This is a genomic window from Streptomyces sp. NPDC107562 (assembly GCF_055657325.1).
Genome location: NZ_JBVKBE010000023.1, coordinates 1 through 14,468, shown reverse-complemented (window position 1 = coordinate 14,468; position 14,468 = coordinate 1). Strand labels below are relative to the sequence as shown.

General features: G+C 72.3%; 13 protein-coding genes. 6 read left to right on the top strand and 7 right to left on the bottom strand.

Going from position 1 to position 14,468, the window contains the following annotated elements:
- The first annotated feature begins 7 nt into the window (after positions 1–7).
- Positions 8–1,249 (top strand): cytochrome P450, encoded by a 1,242-nt coding sequence (locus tag ACZ7LV_RS37130; RefSeq protein ID WP_471945776.1) that lies wholly within the window; start codon positions 8–10, stop codon positions 1,247–1,249.
- Between the two features lie 110 nt (positions 1,250–1,359).
- The gene (locus ACZ7LV_RS37125; RefSeq protein WP_471945775.1) at positions 1,360–1,746 is read left to right on the top strand and encodes a tautomerase family protein; all 387 of its coding nucleotides are present in this window, start codon (positions 1,360–1,362) and stop codon (positions 1,744–1,746) included.
- 10 nt (positions 1,747–1,756) lie between these two features.
- Here the strand turns inward: ACZ7LV_RS37125 and ACZ7LV_RS37120 are convergent, their stop codons facing one another.
- Positions 1,757–2,803: a LacI family DNA-binding transcriptional regulator gene (locus ACZ7LV_RS37120; RefSeq protein WP_471945774.1), complete on the bottom strand. Its 1,047-nt coding sequence runs from the start codon at positions 2,801–2,803 to the stop codon at positions 1,757–1,759.
- Positions 2,804–3,010: 207 nt separating this feature from the next.
- Between ACZ7LV_RS37120 and ACZ7LV_RS37115 the strand changes: the two genes are divergently transcribed.
- Genes ACZ7LV_RS37115 through ACZ7LV_RS37105 form a run of 3 tightly spaced genes read left to right on the top strand, consistent with a single transcriptional unit; the run spans position 3,011 to position 6,167 of the window.
- Positions 3,011–4,162, top strand: a complete 1,152-nt coding sequence (locus ACZ7LV_RS37115; RefSeq protein WP_471945773.1) for a Gfo/Idh/MocA family protein — start codon at positions 3,011–3,013, stop codon at positions 4,160–4,162.
- Positions 4,159–5,310: a dihydrodipicolinate synthase family protein gene (locus ACZ7LV_RS37110; RefSeq protein WP_471945772.1), complete on the top strand. Its 1,152-nt coding sequence runs from the start codon at positions 4,159–4,161 to the stop codon at positions 5,308–5,310. Before ACZ7LV_RS37115 ends, ACZ7LV_RS37110 begins: the two co-directional genes overlap by 4 nt.
- A gap of 32 nt (positions 5,311–5,342) precedes the next feature.
- Positions 5,343–6,167, top strand: a complete 825-nt coding sequence (locus ACZ7LV_RS37105; RefSeq protein ID WP_471945830.1) for a sugar phosphate isomerase/epimerase family protein — start codon at positions 5,343–5,345, stop codon at positions 6,165–6,167.
- Between the two features lie 67 nt (positions 6,168–6,234).
- On the opposite strand, the gene ACZ7LV_RS37100 is transcribed toward ACZ7LV_RS37105, so the two are convergent.
- On the bottom strand, positions 6,235–6,723 hold the full coding sequence (locus ACZ7LV_RS37100) for a carboxymuconolactone decarboxylase family protein (protein WP_471945771.1): 489 nt from the start codon (positions 6,721–6,723) through the stop codon (positions 6,235–6,237).
- A 171-nt stretch (positions 6,724–6,894) separates the two neighbouring features.
- On the opposite strand from ACZ7LV_RS37100, the gene ACZ7LV_RS37095 reads away from it, so the two are divergent.
- Positions 6,895–7,827 carry an RNA polymerase sigma-70 factor gene (locus tag ACZ7LV_RS37095; RefSeq protein ID WP_471945770.1) on the top strand — a complete coding sequence of 311 codons (933 nt, stop codon included), beginning with the start codon at positions 6,895–6,897 and terminating at the stop codon, positions 7,825–7,827.
- Positions 7,828–8,045: 218 nt separating this feature from the next.
- On the opposite strand, the gene rbsD is transcribed toward ACZ7LV_RS37095, so the two are convergent.
- The 5 genes from rbsD to ACZ7LV_RS37070 form a co-directional block, all read right to left on the bottom strand.
- Positions 8,046–8,435 carry a D-ribose pyranase gene (rbsD, locus tag ACZ7LV_RS37090; RefSeq protein ID WP_471945769.1) on the bottom strand — a complete coding sequence of 130 codons (390 nt, stop codon included), beginning with the start codon at positions 8,433–8,435 and terminating at the stop codon, positions 8,046–8,048.
- On the bottom strand, positions 8,432–9,334 hold the full coding sequence (locus ACZ7LV_RS37085; RefSeq protein ID WP_471945768.1) for a ribokinase: 903 nt from the start codon (positions 9,332–9,334) through the stop codon (positions 8,432–8,434). The genes rbsD and ACZ7LV_RS37085 overlap by 4 nt, the downstream gene beginning before the upstream one ends.
- Positions 9,335–9,450: 116 nt before the next feature.
- Entirely contained in the window at positions 9,451–11,403 is a 1,953-nt protein-coding gene (locus tag ACZ7LV_RS37080) for an ABC transporter permease/substrate-binding protein (RefSeq protein ID WP_471945767.1), read from the bottom strand.
- The gene (locus ACZ7LV_RS37075; RefSeq protein ID WP_471945766.1) at positions 11,393–12,937 is read right to left on the bottom strand and encodes a sugar ABC transporter ATP-binding protein; all 1,545 of its coding nucleotides are present in this window, start codon (positions 12,935–12,937) and stop codon (positions 11,393–11,395) included. The genes ACZ7LV_RS37080 and ACZ7LV_RS37075 overlap by 11 nt, the downstream gene beginning before the upstream one ends.
- 105 nt (positions 12,938–13,042) lie before the next feature.
- On the bottom strand, positions 13,043–14,059 hold the full coding sequence (locus ACZ7LV_RS37070) for a LacI family DNA-binding transcriptional regulator (RefSeq protein WP_471945765.1): 1,017 nt from the start codon (positions 14,057–14,059) through the stop codon (positions 13,043–13,045).
- Positions 14,060–14,468 lie beyond the last annotated feature (409 nt).

The window sequence follows — 14,468 nt, the reverse complement described above, 5'->3', positions numbered from 1 at the left end:
ACGCACGATGACGCCATCGCCGTTGCACCAGATCCTGGACTACTCGAACCGCGCCGACCCGTACCCCCTCTACGAGGAGCTGCGTAAGACGCCCGTCCTCCACCAGGACGACGGGCCGTACGTCGTCAGCACCTACTACGAGATCCGCAGCCTCCTGCACGACCCCCGCATCAGCTCCGACGCGCGCAACCTGGCCTCCGCGTCGCACGATCCGCTCGCCGAGTCGTCGTCCGAGCCGGGCGACGGGGTGCTGCCGCCGAGCTTCCTGCGGCTCGACCCGCCCGAGCACGACCGGCTGCGGCGGATGACGAACCGGCCCTTCGGCCCGCCGCACTCCCCGCACCGGGTCGACGGAATGCGCGAGGAACTGCACGGCATCGTCTCCGGACTGGTCGACGGCATCGCCGACCCCGGCCGGATCGACCTGGTCGAGGAGTTCTCGTACCCGTTCCCGGTCACCGTGATCTGCCGCATCCTCGGAGTGCCGCGCGAGGACGAGCCGCGCTTCCACGGCTGGGCGGACACCATCGCCGCGAGCCTGGACCCCGATCCGGACGCGGACCCCGCCGACCGCGGCAAGTCCTCGCACGAGGCCCGTATGCAGCTCGGCATGTACCTGGCCGGGCTGATCGAGGAGCGCCGCAAGCACCCCAGGAACGACATGATCTCCGCGCTGGCGTCGGCCGAGGGCCCGGACGGCGCGATGACGACGATGGAACTGCTCAGCACCGCGGCCCTGCTGCTGATCGCGGGGCACGAGACCACCGTCAACCTCGTCACCAACGGCATGCTGACCCTGCTGCGCAACCCGGACGTCCTGCGACGGCTGCGGGACGAACCGCGCCTCGCCGTGCCGATCGTGGAGGAGCTGCTGCGCTTCGAGCCGCCGGTGCAACTGGTGCCGCAGCGCACCACCGTCGCCGACATCGAGATCGGCGGCGTCACCATCCCCAAGGGCGCCTCGCTGTGGCTGGTGCTGGCGTCGGGCAACCGCGACCCGCGGCGGTTCGAGAACCCGGACCGTTTCGACCCGGACCGCGGGGACATTCAGCACCTCGGCTTCGGCAGCGGCATCCACAGCTGCTTCGGCGCACCGCTGGCGCGTCTGGAGGCCCAGCTGGCCCTGGCGGAACTGGCCCGTCGCCTGGAGAACCCCCGCCTGCTGGAGGACCCGCCCCCGTACCGCCGGAACGCCGTCCTGCGCGGCCCGCGTCACCTGCCCATCGCCTGCGACGGGATCCGGCCCTGAGGACGAGCACGGAGAAGGGTGACTGTACCTACTAGTATGTACGGCGTCGGTCCGCGGGCCCCGTGTCCACGGCCGTCCCCTGTCCGCAGCCGCCCGCCGGGAGTTGACCCGTGCCCCTCGTCCGCATCGACGCCCTGGCCTCCCGCCCCGGCCGCCTCGAAGCCCTCGGCCGGGCCGTCCACGAGGCCCTGATCGAGACCCTCGGCATCCCCCCGGACGACCATTTCCAGATCCTGACCGCGCACGACGGCACGAGCGGCACGCTCCGGTACGGCGCCTACCTGGACGTCGCGCGCGACGAGGGCATTGTCTACGTCGCGATCACCCTGCGCGCCGGGCGCACCCCGGAGCAGAAGCGCGCCCTGTACCGCCGTATCGCCGAACTCGCCGAGGAGTACGCGGGCACGGAGCCGCGCAACGTCTTCGTCGCCCTGACCGAGAACGGGCCGGCCGACTGGTCGCTGGGGAACGGGGAGGCGCAGTACGCGGGGGCGTGAACCCCGCCCCTCAACCGCGCGGCGCCCCCGTGGAGCCGCGCACCATCAACTCCCCCCGCACCGTGGCGATCCCGCCCGGCGGTGGCTCCTCGCGGCCCATGGCGATCCGCCCCGCCCGCGCCCCCGCCTCCGCCAGCGGCAGCCGTACCGTCGTCAGCGCGGGCACCGCGTCGATGCTGAACGGCAGGTCGTCGAACCCGGCGACCGAGACGTCCTCCGGTATCCGCCGTCCCGTCTCCCGCAGCGCCGCGCACGCCCCCAGCGCGACGGAGTCGTTCGCGGCGACCACGGCGGTGAGGGACGGGTCGCGGCGCAGCAGCTCCAGCGTGGCCTCGTAGCCGGACCGGCGGTCGTAGCGGCCGTGGACCGTCCGGCGCGGGTCGTCCGGGATGCCGGCCGCCTCCAGTGCGGCCCGGTGTCCCTCCAGCCGGTGCCGGGTCGTGGTCCGCTCCTCGGGGCCGGCGATGTAGCCGAGCCTGCGGTGCCCGAGCCCGATCAGATGCTCCGTCAACTGCCGCCCGCCGCCGCGGTTCTCGAAGGTCAGCGCCACCGCCTGGGTCTGTGGGGCCGGCGGCCGCCCGCACAGCACGACCCGCGTGCCGGCCTCGGCCAGTCTGCGCAGCTTCGCCGACATCGCCGTCACGTGCGCGGCGTCCTCCACAGCGCCACCGGTGAGCACGACGGCGGCGGCGCGCTGGCGTTGCAGCAGGGTCAGATAGGTCAGCTCGCGCTCGGGGGAGCCCCCCGTGTTGCAGACGACCGCGAGCCGCTCCCCGCCGGCTCTGCCGCCCGGACCGCCGATCTCCGACTGGATCGCGCTCGCCATGACCCCGAAGAAGGGGTCGGCGATGTCGTTGACCAGGATGCCGACCAGGTCGGAGGTGGCGGCGGCGAGCGCGCTGGCGGGACCGTTGAGGACGTAGTCCAGCTCGTCGACCGCCTTGAGCACCCGCTCGCGGGTGGACGCGGCCACCGGGTAGTTGCCGTTCAGCACGCGCGACACCGTCGCGGGCGAGACCTGGGCGCGGGCAGCCACGTCCGCCAGGGTCACCGTCATCTCGTCGTCCTCCGGTAGCGCAGCCTGTGATTCCCCGCCTGGAATCGTCCGGGTTGACCCTAAGGCCACCGCCTCGATTGTTCGCCCCCTCGAACAACTCAAGACGGTCACACCCTTGTCCGAACCCCTGCTCAGAGGCTAGCTTCTGCATGTAGAAAGCGCTTGCTGCATGCTCAGTGCCCACTGCTCACAGCGAGAGGGAACCACGTGAACCGCAAGACGGTGCGCATCGCCATGAACGGCGTGACCGGGCGCATGGGTCATCGCCAGCATCTCGTCCGCTCTCTGCTGGCCCTCCGTGAACAAGGCGGTCTCGACCTCGGCGACGGCACCGTGCTGTGGCCCGAGCCCGTCCTCGTCGGGCGCCGCGAGCACGCCCTGCGGGCACTCGCCGACCGGCACGGCCTGGAGCACGTCTCCACGGACGTCGACGCGGTCCTCGCCGACCCGGCCGTCGACATCTACTTCGACGCCCAGGTCACCTCCGCCCGCGAGGAGGCACTCCGCAAGGCGATCGCGGCAGGCAAGCACGTCTACACCGAGAAGCCGACCGCCACCGGACTCGCCGGCGCCCTGGAACTGGCCCGCCTCGCCAAGGACGCCGGCATCAAGCACGGCGTCGTCCAGGACAAGCTGTTCCTGCCCGGCCTGCTCAAGCTGAAGCGGCTCGTCGACGGCGGCTTCTTCGGCCAGGTCCTGTCCGTGCGCGGCGAGTTCGGCTACTGGGTCTTCGAGGGCGACTGGCAGTCCCCCCAGCGCCCCTCCTGGAACTACCGCGCCGAGGACGGCGGCGGCATCGTCGTCGACATGTTCCCGCACTGGGAGTACGTCCTGCACGAGCTCTTCGGCCGGGTGACCTCCGTCCAGGCCGTCGCCACCACCCACGTCCCGCAGCGCTTCGACGAGAACGGCAAGCCCTACGACGCCACCGCCGACGACGCCGCCTACGGCATCTTCGAGCTGGACGGCGGCGCCATCGCCCAGATCAACTCCTCCTGGACGGTCCGCGTCCACCGCGACGAACTGGTCGAGTTCCAGGTGGACGGCACCCACGGCTCGGCGGTCGCGGGACTGCGCAACTGCCGTGTCCAGCACCGCGCCGCCACCCCCAAACCGATCTGGAACCCGGACCTCCCGGCCACCTACGCCTTCCGCGACCAGTGGCAGGAGGTGCCGGACAACGGTGAGTTCGAGAACGGGTTCAAGGCGCAGTGGGAACTGTTCCTGCGCCACGTCTACGCCGACGCCCCCTACCACTGGGACCTGCTCGCCGGCGCCCGCGGCGTTCAGCTCGCCGAACTGGGCCTGCGGTCCTCGGCCGAGGGCCGACGCCTCGACGTACCGGAGATCACGCTGTGACCCTCCGGCTGCCCGACGCCCACGGCGGCCTGCGGACCTACGAACCCCGCTCCGAGCCCCTGGCGTTCACCCCCGGCGCGGACCTCTCCTCCCGTACGGTCCTCGCCGCCGCGCACGTCGTCGCCGACCCGTTCGCCGACGTCAGCCCGGACTCGCCCGCCGCGATCGACTGGGACGCCACGCTCGCCTTCCGCCGTCATTTGTGGTCGCACGGGCTGGGCGTCGCCGAGGCGATGGACACCGCCCAGCGGGGGATGGGCCTGGACTGGGCGGGCGCGGCCGAACTGATCCGCAGGTCGGCGGCGGAGGCGAAGGCGGTCGGCGGCCGAGTCGCCTGCGGTGTGGGGACGGACCAGATCACCTCGGGCGGCCTCGCCGAGGTACGCGCGGCCTACGAGGAGCAACTCGCGCTGGTCGAGGCGTGCGGCGCCCGGCCGATCCTCATGGCGTCCCGGGCCCTCACCGCCGCCGCGCGGGGCCCCGAGGACTACCTGGAGGTGTACGGCCACCTGCTGCGCCAGTCCGCCGAGCCGGTGATCCTGCACTGGCTGGGCCCGATGTTCGACCCGGCGCTGGCGGGCTACTGGGGCTCCGCCGACCTCGACGCGGCCACCCGCACTCTCCTGGACGTGATCGCCGCCCACCCCGGCAAGGTCGACGGCGTCAAGGTCTCCCTGCTGGACGCCGGGCGCGAGATCGACCTGCGCCGCCGGCTCCCGGAGGGCGTCCGCTGCTACACCGGCGACGACTTCCACTACCCCGAGCTGATCGCGGGCGACGACCAGGGGTTCAGCCACGCCCTGCTCGGCATCTTCGACCCGCTCGGTCCGGCGGCGGCGCAGGCGGTGCGCGTCCTGGACACCGGGGACGTCACGGGCTTCCGCGCCCTCCTCGACCCCACCGTCGCACTGTCCCGCCACCTGTTCCAGGCGCCCACCCGGTTCTACAAGACCGGAGTGGTCCTGCTGGCCTGGCTGGCGGGCCACCAGACCCACTTCACGATGGTCGGCGGCCTCCAGTCGGCGCGTTCCCTCCCGCACCTCGCCCGCGCCTACGAACTCGCCGACGGGCTGGGCCTGTTCCCCGACCCGAAGCGGGCCGAGGAGCGGATGCGGACCCTGCTCGCGATGTACGGGGTGACGCAGTGAGCGGCGCGCTGGAGCGTTTCAGCATCAACCAGATGACGGTGCGGCAGCTCGCCCTGCCCGAACTGGTCGCGGCCTGCGTGGAACTGGGGGTCCCCTCCGTGGGCCTGTGGCGCGAGCCGGTGCAGTCGTACGGCGTGGAGGCGAGCGCCGCACTGGTGCGGGACGCGGGCCTGACGGTGACGACGCTGTGCCGGGGCGGCTTCCTCACCGCGAGCGACCCCGGGGAGCGGGCCCGTGCCCTCGCCGACAACCGCCGCGCCGTCGACGAGGCGGCGACGCTCGGCACGACGACCCTGGTCCTGGTCTCGGGCGGCCTGCCGCCGGGGTCGAAGGACCTGCACGGTGCCCGGCAGCGCGTCGCCGACGCCCTGGCCGAACTGGGCCCCTACGCGCAGCGGCACGGCGTCCGCCTCGCCATCGAGCCGCTCCACCCGATGTACGCCGCCGACCGCTGCGTGGTCTCCACCCTCGCGCAGGCTCTCGACCTCGCCGAGCGCTTCCCCGCGCACCAGGTCGGCGTCGCCGTGGACACCTACCACATCTGGTGGGACGACACGGCGCCGCGGCAGATCGCCCGCGCGGGGGCCGGCGGCCGCATCCACACCTTCCAACTCGCGGACTGGACGACCCCGTTGCCCGAGGGCGTCCTCAACGGCCGCGGCCAGATCGGCGACGGCTCGATCGACATGCGGGAGTGGAAGGGCTACGTCGAGGCGGCCGGGTACACCGGTCCGATCGAGGTCGAGCTCTTCAACGAGCCGCTGTGGGCCCGGGACGGCCGGGAGGCCCTGGCGGAGACGGCGGAGCGGTTCGTACGCCATGTGCTCCCGCCGCCCGAGGACGCCGTGACGCCGTGACGCCGTGCCGCCGTGCCGCCGTGCCGCCGAAGGGGACCGGGAGGGCGGCCCGGTCCCCGTCGGCGTGTCAGTCGTCGAAGGCGGCGCTGAACATGCCGGGCTCGTAGGAGCCGCCCGGCTGGTGCACGATCACCGCGAGCCGGTTGGCCGCGTTGATCAGGGCGACCAGCGCGACCAACGCGGCCAGCTGGTCGTCGTCGTAGTGCTTGCGCGCAAGGGCCCACGTCTCGTCGGACACGCCCGGCGCGGCGTCGGCGAGGCGGGTGCCCTCCTCGGCGAGCGCCAGCGCGGCCTGCTCGGCCTCGGTGAACACGGTCGACTCGCGCCAGGCGGCGACCAGGTGCAGCCGGACCGCGGACTCACCGGCCGCCGTGGCCTCCTTGGTGTGCATGTCGATGCAGTGCCCGCAGCCGTTGATCTGGCTGGCCCGCAGGGACACGAGCTCCTGCGTGGACCTCGGCAGCGTCGACCGGTGGATCAGCAGGCCCGCACCGGCGAACCGCTTGGCGAACCTGGCGGCGAGCTGGTTCTCGAACAGGTTGAATCGAACGTCCATGACCTCGTCCTCACTCGGGTGGCGTTGCGGACGGACACGAGATGCCGGCGGGCCTGCCCCTGTGACGCGACCTCGCTGTGACGTGGGCCACGGGGCGGCGATGTCACGGATCGGCCCGGGGCGGCGTCTCGTGCGCGAGGACCTTCGTGGGCGAACCGACAGGAGCAGCCGGTGGACAGCGAACGCACCGAGGAAACGGCCCGGCGGACGGCGGGCGAGGGACGCACGGACCCCGCCACCGAGGCGTTCGTCGCCCACCGCAACCTGCTCTTCACGGTCGCCTACGAGATGCTCGGCTCGGCCGCCGACGCGGAGGACGTCCTCCAGGAGACCTGGCTGCGATGGGCCGGCGTCGACCTCGCCACCGTGCGGGACCGGCGCGCGTACCTGGTCCGGATCACCACCCGCCAGGCACTGAGCCGACTGCGCACCCTGGGCCGCCGCAAGGAGTCCTACGTCGGCTCATGGCTGCCCGAGCCGCTGCTGACCGCGCCGGACGTGGCCGAGGACGTCGAACTCGCCGACAGCGTCTCGATGGCGATGCTGCTGGTGATGGAGACGCTGACGCCCACCGAACGCGCGGTGTTCGTGCTGCGCGAGGTCTTCGACCTCGGGTACGACGAGATCGCCGAAGCCGTCGACAAGACCCCGGCGACGGTCCGGCAGGTCGCCCACCGGGCACGGGCCCACGTCGCGGCCCGCCGGCCCCGCGGCGCCGTCTCGCGGACCGAGACCCGCGAGGCGCTGGACGCGTTCCGGCGGGCGGTGGAGACCGGCGACCTGCAGGGCCTGCTCGACATCCTCGCCCCGGACGTCGTCCTCGTGGGCGACGGCGGCGGGGTCAAGCAGGCGATCCTGCGGCCCGTCGTCGGGGCCGACAAGGTGGCCCGCCTGATGATCGGCGGGCTGAGCCGGGTGCCGGGGCCGGCACGGCTGCGGCCGACGGAGGTCAACGGCCGTCCGGCGTTGTTCCTCCAGCTCGACGACGAGATCGACACCGTCGTGGCGGTGCGCATCGACGACGGACTGATCACCGGACTCTACGCCGTGCGCAACCCGGAGAAGCTGTCGCGCATGGACCGGGAGACCGCCCTGCGCCGCTGAGACCGGGACCGCACGGGCGCCCCGCGGAGACCCCGGCAAGAAAATCCCGCCCCCGCGTGGCTCCCCGGCCTTCGCGGGTCGTATGAGGAGTCAGGGCTTCCATGGGGGGAATCCGGGGGGATCCGGGGGGATCGCGGGGTTCTGACGGGAGGGGAAAGCCGAGGGGGCCGGTCCGTCGACCGGCCCCCTCCACGCGTGCCAGGCGGCCCGCCCCGTGCTCAGAAGAACACCCCGCAGCGCAACAGCACGTTCGCGTACGGCGTCGCCTCCCCGGTGCGTACGACCAATCGCGCGCCCCCCGACAGCTCCTTGAGGCGCTCGTGGGAGACGAGGCCGAGCTTCGGGAAGTGCGCCTCCAGCAGCGCGGCCACCGCCGGATTGGCTCCCCGTACCTCCGTCGCCGCGGTCGCGCCCTCCACGACCAGCTCGTCCAGCAGCCCGTCGAGCACCTCGGCGAACGAGGGCACCCCGGCCCGGAAGGCCAGGTCGACGACGCGCGGGCCCGCCGGTATCGGCATCCCGGCGTCGCACACCAGCACCCCGTCCCCGTGCCCCAACTCGGCGAGCGCGCCCGCGAGATGACGGTTGAGAATCCCGGCCCTCTTCACAGCGCGGCCACCTCGTCCGCAGTGGGGTACGACTCCTGCGCCCCCGGCTTCGTCACGGCCGCCGCCCCGACCCGGGCCGCGTAGGCCGCCGCCTGCGCCAGGTCGTCGCCCTGGCCCAGCCGCCAGGCCAGCGCCGCCGTGAAGGCGTCGCCCGCACCGGTCGTGTCGACCGCCTCGACCCGCACCGACGGCACCTGCGCCACTCCCTCCGCGGACGCCACCAGCGCCCCCCGCGCGCCCAGCGTCACGACCACCGAACGCGGCCCGCGCGCCAGCAGGATCCGCGCCCAGCCGGCGGGGTCGTCGCCGACCAGGGCGTCCCCGAGGATCACCTTGGCCTCGTGCTCGTTCACGATCAGCGGGTCGCACGCCGCCAGCACCTCGGCGGGCAGCGGGCGCGGCGGCGAGGGGTTGAGCACGAAGCGGCTGCCGGGCGCCATGCTCCGGACCGCCTCCACGACCGTCTCCAGCGGGATCTCCAGCTGCGCCGAGACGACCCGCGAGGCGTGGAACAGGCTTCCCGCCGCCCGTACGTCGTCGGGCCTGAGCCGTCCGTTCGCCCCCGGTGACACCACGATGCTGTTGTCGCCGGACGGGTCCACGGTGATCAGCGCGACGCCGGTCGGGGCACCGCCGGCCAGCACGCCGACCGTGTCGACGCCGGCGGCCCGCTGCGAGTCGAGCAGCATCCGGCCATACGCGTCGTCACCGACCCGGGCCAGCAGGGCCGTCCGGGCCCCCAGCCGGGCGGCCGCGACCGCCTGGTTGGCGCCCTTGCCGCCCGGGTGGACGGCCAAATCGGACCCGAGCACCGTCTCCCCGGCGCCGGGCCGCCGCTCGACGCCGATCACCAGGTCGGCGTTGGCCGACCCGACGACCAGGAGGTCGTAGTCGTACATGAAGGTCTCCCTGATCCCCGTACCTGCTGAGTGACGTGACTGCCCTGCGTGACGTGTGACGTGTGACGTGAGACGGACGCGGGGGCCGGGGCCTGGCCGGCCCCGGCCCCCGGCCGTCAGCCGCCGAAGCCGGCCACGTTCTCCTTCGTGATCACCTTCACCGGCACCTTCACCGTCGCACTCACCTTCTCGCCCTCGGCCGCCCGCAGGGCGTTGTCCACGGCGATCCGGCCGAGTTCCTTCGGCTGCTGGGCCACCGAGGCGAACAGTGTCCCGTTCTCGACCGCTTTCAGCCCGTCCGGCGTGCCGTCGAATCCGACGACCTGGACCGACTTGCCGGCCTTCGAACCCAGCGCCTTGATCGCGCCCAGCGCCATCTCGTCGTTCTCCGCGAACACACCCTTGATGTCGGGATGCGCCTGGAGCAGGTTCGTCATCACGTCGAGGCCCTTGGTGCGGTCGAAGTCGGCCGGCTGCTTGGCGACCACCTTGATGCCCGGGTAGTCCTTCAGCCCCTCGGCGAAGCCCGCACCGCGTTCCCGGCTCGCGGAGGTGCCGGCCTGGCCCTGGAGGATCACGATCGTGCCGCTGCCGCCGAGCTTCTCGGCGAGCGCCTTGGCGCCCAGCTGACCGCCCTCGACGTTGTCGGACGCCACGAGAGCGGCCGTCTCTGCCTTGTTGACGCCCCGGTCGACGGCGACGACGGGGATGTCGGCCTTGTTGGCGGCCCGCACCGACGGGCCGGCCGCGTCCGAGTCCACCGGGTTGACGACGATCGAGGAGACACCCTCGCTGGTGAAGTTCTGCAACTGGTTGGCCTGTTGCGAGGCGTCGTTCTGCGCGTCGGTGACGGTGAGGTCTACCCCGAGCTTCTTCGCCTCGGCCTCGGCGCCCGCCCGGATCTGCACGAAGAAGGGGTTGTTGAGCGTGGACAGCGACAGCCCGACCTTCTTCTGCGTGCCGGAGGACCCGGTGTGCAGCAGCGAGGTCGCCGCGACCACCGCCACCGCGATCACGGCGGCCAGCAGATAGGTGATCGCCTGCTTGCGCTTGTCGCCGCCTCCACCGGCACCGACCGGGGTCGAGCCCGCCTTGCGCCGCACGGTGTCGAGCAGCACGGCCAGCGCGATCACCACACCGATGACGACCTGCTGCCAGAAGGCTGACACGGACAGCAGGTTGAGGCCGTTGCGCAGCACCGCGAGGATCAGCGCGCCGATCAGCGTGCCGGACGCCTTGCCGGTACCGCCCGCGAGTGAGGCACCGCCGATGACGACCGCCGCGATGGCGTCCAGCTCGTAGCCCTGCGCGGCCTGCGGCTGCGCGGAGGACAGCCGGGAGGCGAGCACGATGCCCGCGGCGGCCGCGAACAGGCCGGACAGCGCGTAGATGGCGAGCTTCTGCTTCTTCACCCGCAGACCCGACAGCCGGGCCGCCTCCTCGTTGCCGCCGATCGCGTACATCGACCGCCCGAGGTAGGTCCGGGCGAGCACGAACGCCGTGATCAGACCCATGACGATCATCACCAGCACGGGCACCGGCAGCCAGCCGCCGAGCGTGTCACCGAGGTGCGAGACCGAGTCCGGGAACGCGATGGGCGAGCCCTGCGAGATGACCAGCGACAGACCGCGCGCCACCGACAGCATGGCGAGCGTCGCGATGAACGGCGGCAGTTTGCCGTACGAGATCAGGAAGCCGTTGACGAGACCGCAGGCGATACCCGTGGCGACGGCCAGCAGCACCGCCAGCACGACCGGCACGCCCTCGCTGGTGGCGCTCCAGGCCAGCACGGTGGCCGACAGCGCCGCGACCGAACCCACCGACAGGTCGATGCCCGCCGAGACGATCACGAAGGTGACGCCGAAGGCGAGGATCGCGGTGACGGCGGCCTGGACGCCGATGTTGAGCAGGTTGTCGGCGGTCAGGAAGTCCCCGGACAGCGCCGACAGCGCGATGACGAGGACGATGAGCGCGGTGAGCGCCCCGTTGTCGAGCAGCAGCCGGCGCAGTCCGCCGGGGCCGGAGGCGCCACCCGCGCCCGCGGAGCTCTTGAGCGTGTCAGTGGCCACGGGAGGCCTCCGTTCCATCGGTGTCGGTGTCGGTGTCGGTGTTGCCGGGTGTGCTGACGGCGAGGGCCATCACGGAGTCCTGGGTCGCCTCGGCCGCGGGGAGTTCGCCGGCGATCCGCCCCTGCGCCATCACCAGCACCCGGTCGCTCATGCCGAGCACCTCGGGCAGATCGCTGGAGATCATCAGCACGGCGGCGCCGGCGGCCGTCAGTTCGTTGACGAGCTGGTAGATCTCGACCTTGGCGCCGACGTCGATACCGCGCGTCGGCTCGTCGAGGATCAGCACCTTGGTGTCCGCCAGCAGCCACTTGCCGATGACGACCTTCTGCTGGTTGCCGCCGGACAGGGTCCGCACGTGCTGCCCGAGGCCGGCCATCCGCACCCCGAGCTGCCGGGCGATCCGCGCGGCGGACTCGTGCTGCCCCTTGAGGTCGACCAGTCCGCCCCGGGTGGCCGAGCGCAGGGTCACGAGCCCGAGGTTCTCCTCGACGGAGGCGTCCAGCACCAGCCCCTGCCCCTTGCGGTCCTCGGGCACCAGCCCGATCCCGGCGGCCATGGCGGCGCCGACGTCATGGCGCCGCACGGCCGCGCCGGCGACCTTCACGGCTCCCTGGTCGTAGGGATCGGCACCGAACACGGCCCGTACGACCTCCGTACGGCCCGCCCCGACGAGCCCCGCGATCCCGACGACCTCACCGGCCCGCACCTCGAAGCTCACGTCGTGGAAGACGCCGTCCCGGGTGAGGCCCTCGACGGTCAGCAGCGCGGCGCCGGCATCGGGGCGCTCGCGCGGGTACTGCTGCTCGATGGACCGCCCCACCATCAGGCGTACGAGCTCGTCCTCACCGGTGGAGGCGGGCACCTGCCCGACGCTCTTCCCGTCCCGGATCACCGTCACGCGGTCCCCGAGAGCGGCGATCTCCTCCAGGTGGTGCGTGATGAACACGACCCCGACCCCGTCCGCGCGCAGCTGCCGCACGATGGCGAACAGCTTCTCCACCTCCTCGGTGGTCAGGACGGCGGTCGGCTCGTCCATGATCAGCACGCGCGCGTCGAGACTGAGCGCCTTGGCGATCTCGACCATCTGGAGCCGGGCGATGCCCAGTTCGCGCACCCGGGCACGGGGGGACACCCGCACACCCACGCGCGCGAGCAGCGCCTCGGCGTCGGCCTCCATCCGCTTGCGGTCGATCACCCCGAAGCGGCGGGGCTGCCGCCCGAGGAAGATGTTCTCCGCGACGGACAGGTCCGGAACGAGGTTGAACTCCTGGTAGATGGTGGCGATCCCGAGGCGCTCGGAGTCCTGCGCACCGTCGATGCGCACCTCCTCACCGCCCACGAGGATCCGCCCGGCGTCGGGCGTGTAGGCACCGGAGAGCATCTTGATCAGCGTGCTCTTGCCGGCACCGTTCTCACCGAGCAGCACATGCACCTCCCCGCGGCGCAGATCGAAGTCGACGCCGTCGAGCGCCACCACGCCGGGGAAGGTCTTGCGGATGCCCTCGATACGCAGCAACTCATGCGGGTCGCTCACGACGTACTCCTTCGTACGGGGACTGAGGGGGGCTGAGGGGGGGAGGGGGACTGAGGGGGGCTGAGGGGGCCCTCGTCCGTGGGGGAGGGGGGCGCGAGGGGAACGTCAGGTGGGGGAGAGCGGTCCGGTGCCCGGCCCGCCGCACGACCGGCGTACGACCAGACGGGCAGGGAGGGTGACGGACTCGCCGGGCCGCCCCTCGATCCGGGAGACCAGCGCGCGCACGGCGGCACGCCCCAGCTCGCCGGTGGGCTGGGCGACGGCGGTGATCGGTGGATCGGTGTGCACGAACCACCGGATGTCGTCGAAGGCGGCGAGCGCGAGGTCGTCGGGCACCCGCAGCCCCCGCGCGCGTACGGCGTCCAGCGCGCCGAGGGCCATCAGGTTGTCGGCCGCGAAGACGACCTCGGGCGGCTCGGGCAGGTCGAGGAAGCCCTCGGTGACCCGGCGCCCGCTGTCGGCCTGGAAGTCGCCCTGGCCTATGTAGGCGTCCGGGAGGTCCAGCCCGTAGGCGCCGAGGGCCTCACGGAAGGCGTCCACACGTTCGCGCCCGGTCGTGGTCGCCGCCGGCCCCGCGATGATCGCGAGCCGCCGGTGCCCGAGGCCGTGGAGGTGGGCGACGAGGTCGCGCACGGCGGCCCCTCCGTCCGCCCGCACCACGGGCACGTCGACGCCCGGGATCCACCGGTCCACGAAGACCATCGGGGTGCCCGCGCGCACGGCGTCCAGCATCAGCGGGGAGCCGCCGTCGGTCGGGGACACGAGGAGGCCGTCGATACGGCGGTCCAGCAGGTTCCGTACGTGGTGGTCCTGGAGGTCGGGCCGCTCGTCGGCGTTCCCGATGATCACGCTGTAGCCCAGCGCCCTGGCCTCTTCCTCGACGGAGCGGGCCAGCTCGGTGAAGTAGGGGTTCATCACGTCGCTGATGACCAGGCCGAGGGTGTGGGTCTGATCGGTGCGCAGGGACCGGGCGACGGCGTTCGGGCGGTAGCCCAGCGTCTCGACGGCGGCCAGCACCCGCGTGCGGGCGTCCGCGCTGACCGATGGATGGTCGTTCAGCACCCGCGAGACCGTGGCGACGGACACGCCTGCCGCGGCGGCCACGTCCTTGATGCTCGCCATTGCCGGTCCACCTCCTCGTGGTCATGGAATCGATTACATCGATGGGCGTAGAGGTGATTGGAATCGATTACACGGGTGGCTGGCAAGGGTGGTCGCGGCGACCGACGCCGGATCGTTATATTCCGCCGTTGTAGCCGGGCTGTGACGCAATGCGGTTGCAGATGCGACGGACGGTGAACGACCATGGAAGGACGCAAGAGCATGGCCACGTCAGGACACGAGATGGGGGAGGCGAGTTCTGCATGAAGTTCGACATGGGTGCGCAGACGCTGTCGTCGTTGATGCGTGATTCGCGGGGTTCGAGTGACGATCTGGGGACGTTGATCCGTCAGTTGGTGCAGGCGGCGCAGCCGTTGGAGGGGAAGTTCAACGGTACGGGTCGGGCGATGTTCGATCAGTTCAAGGCGCG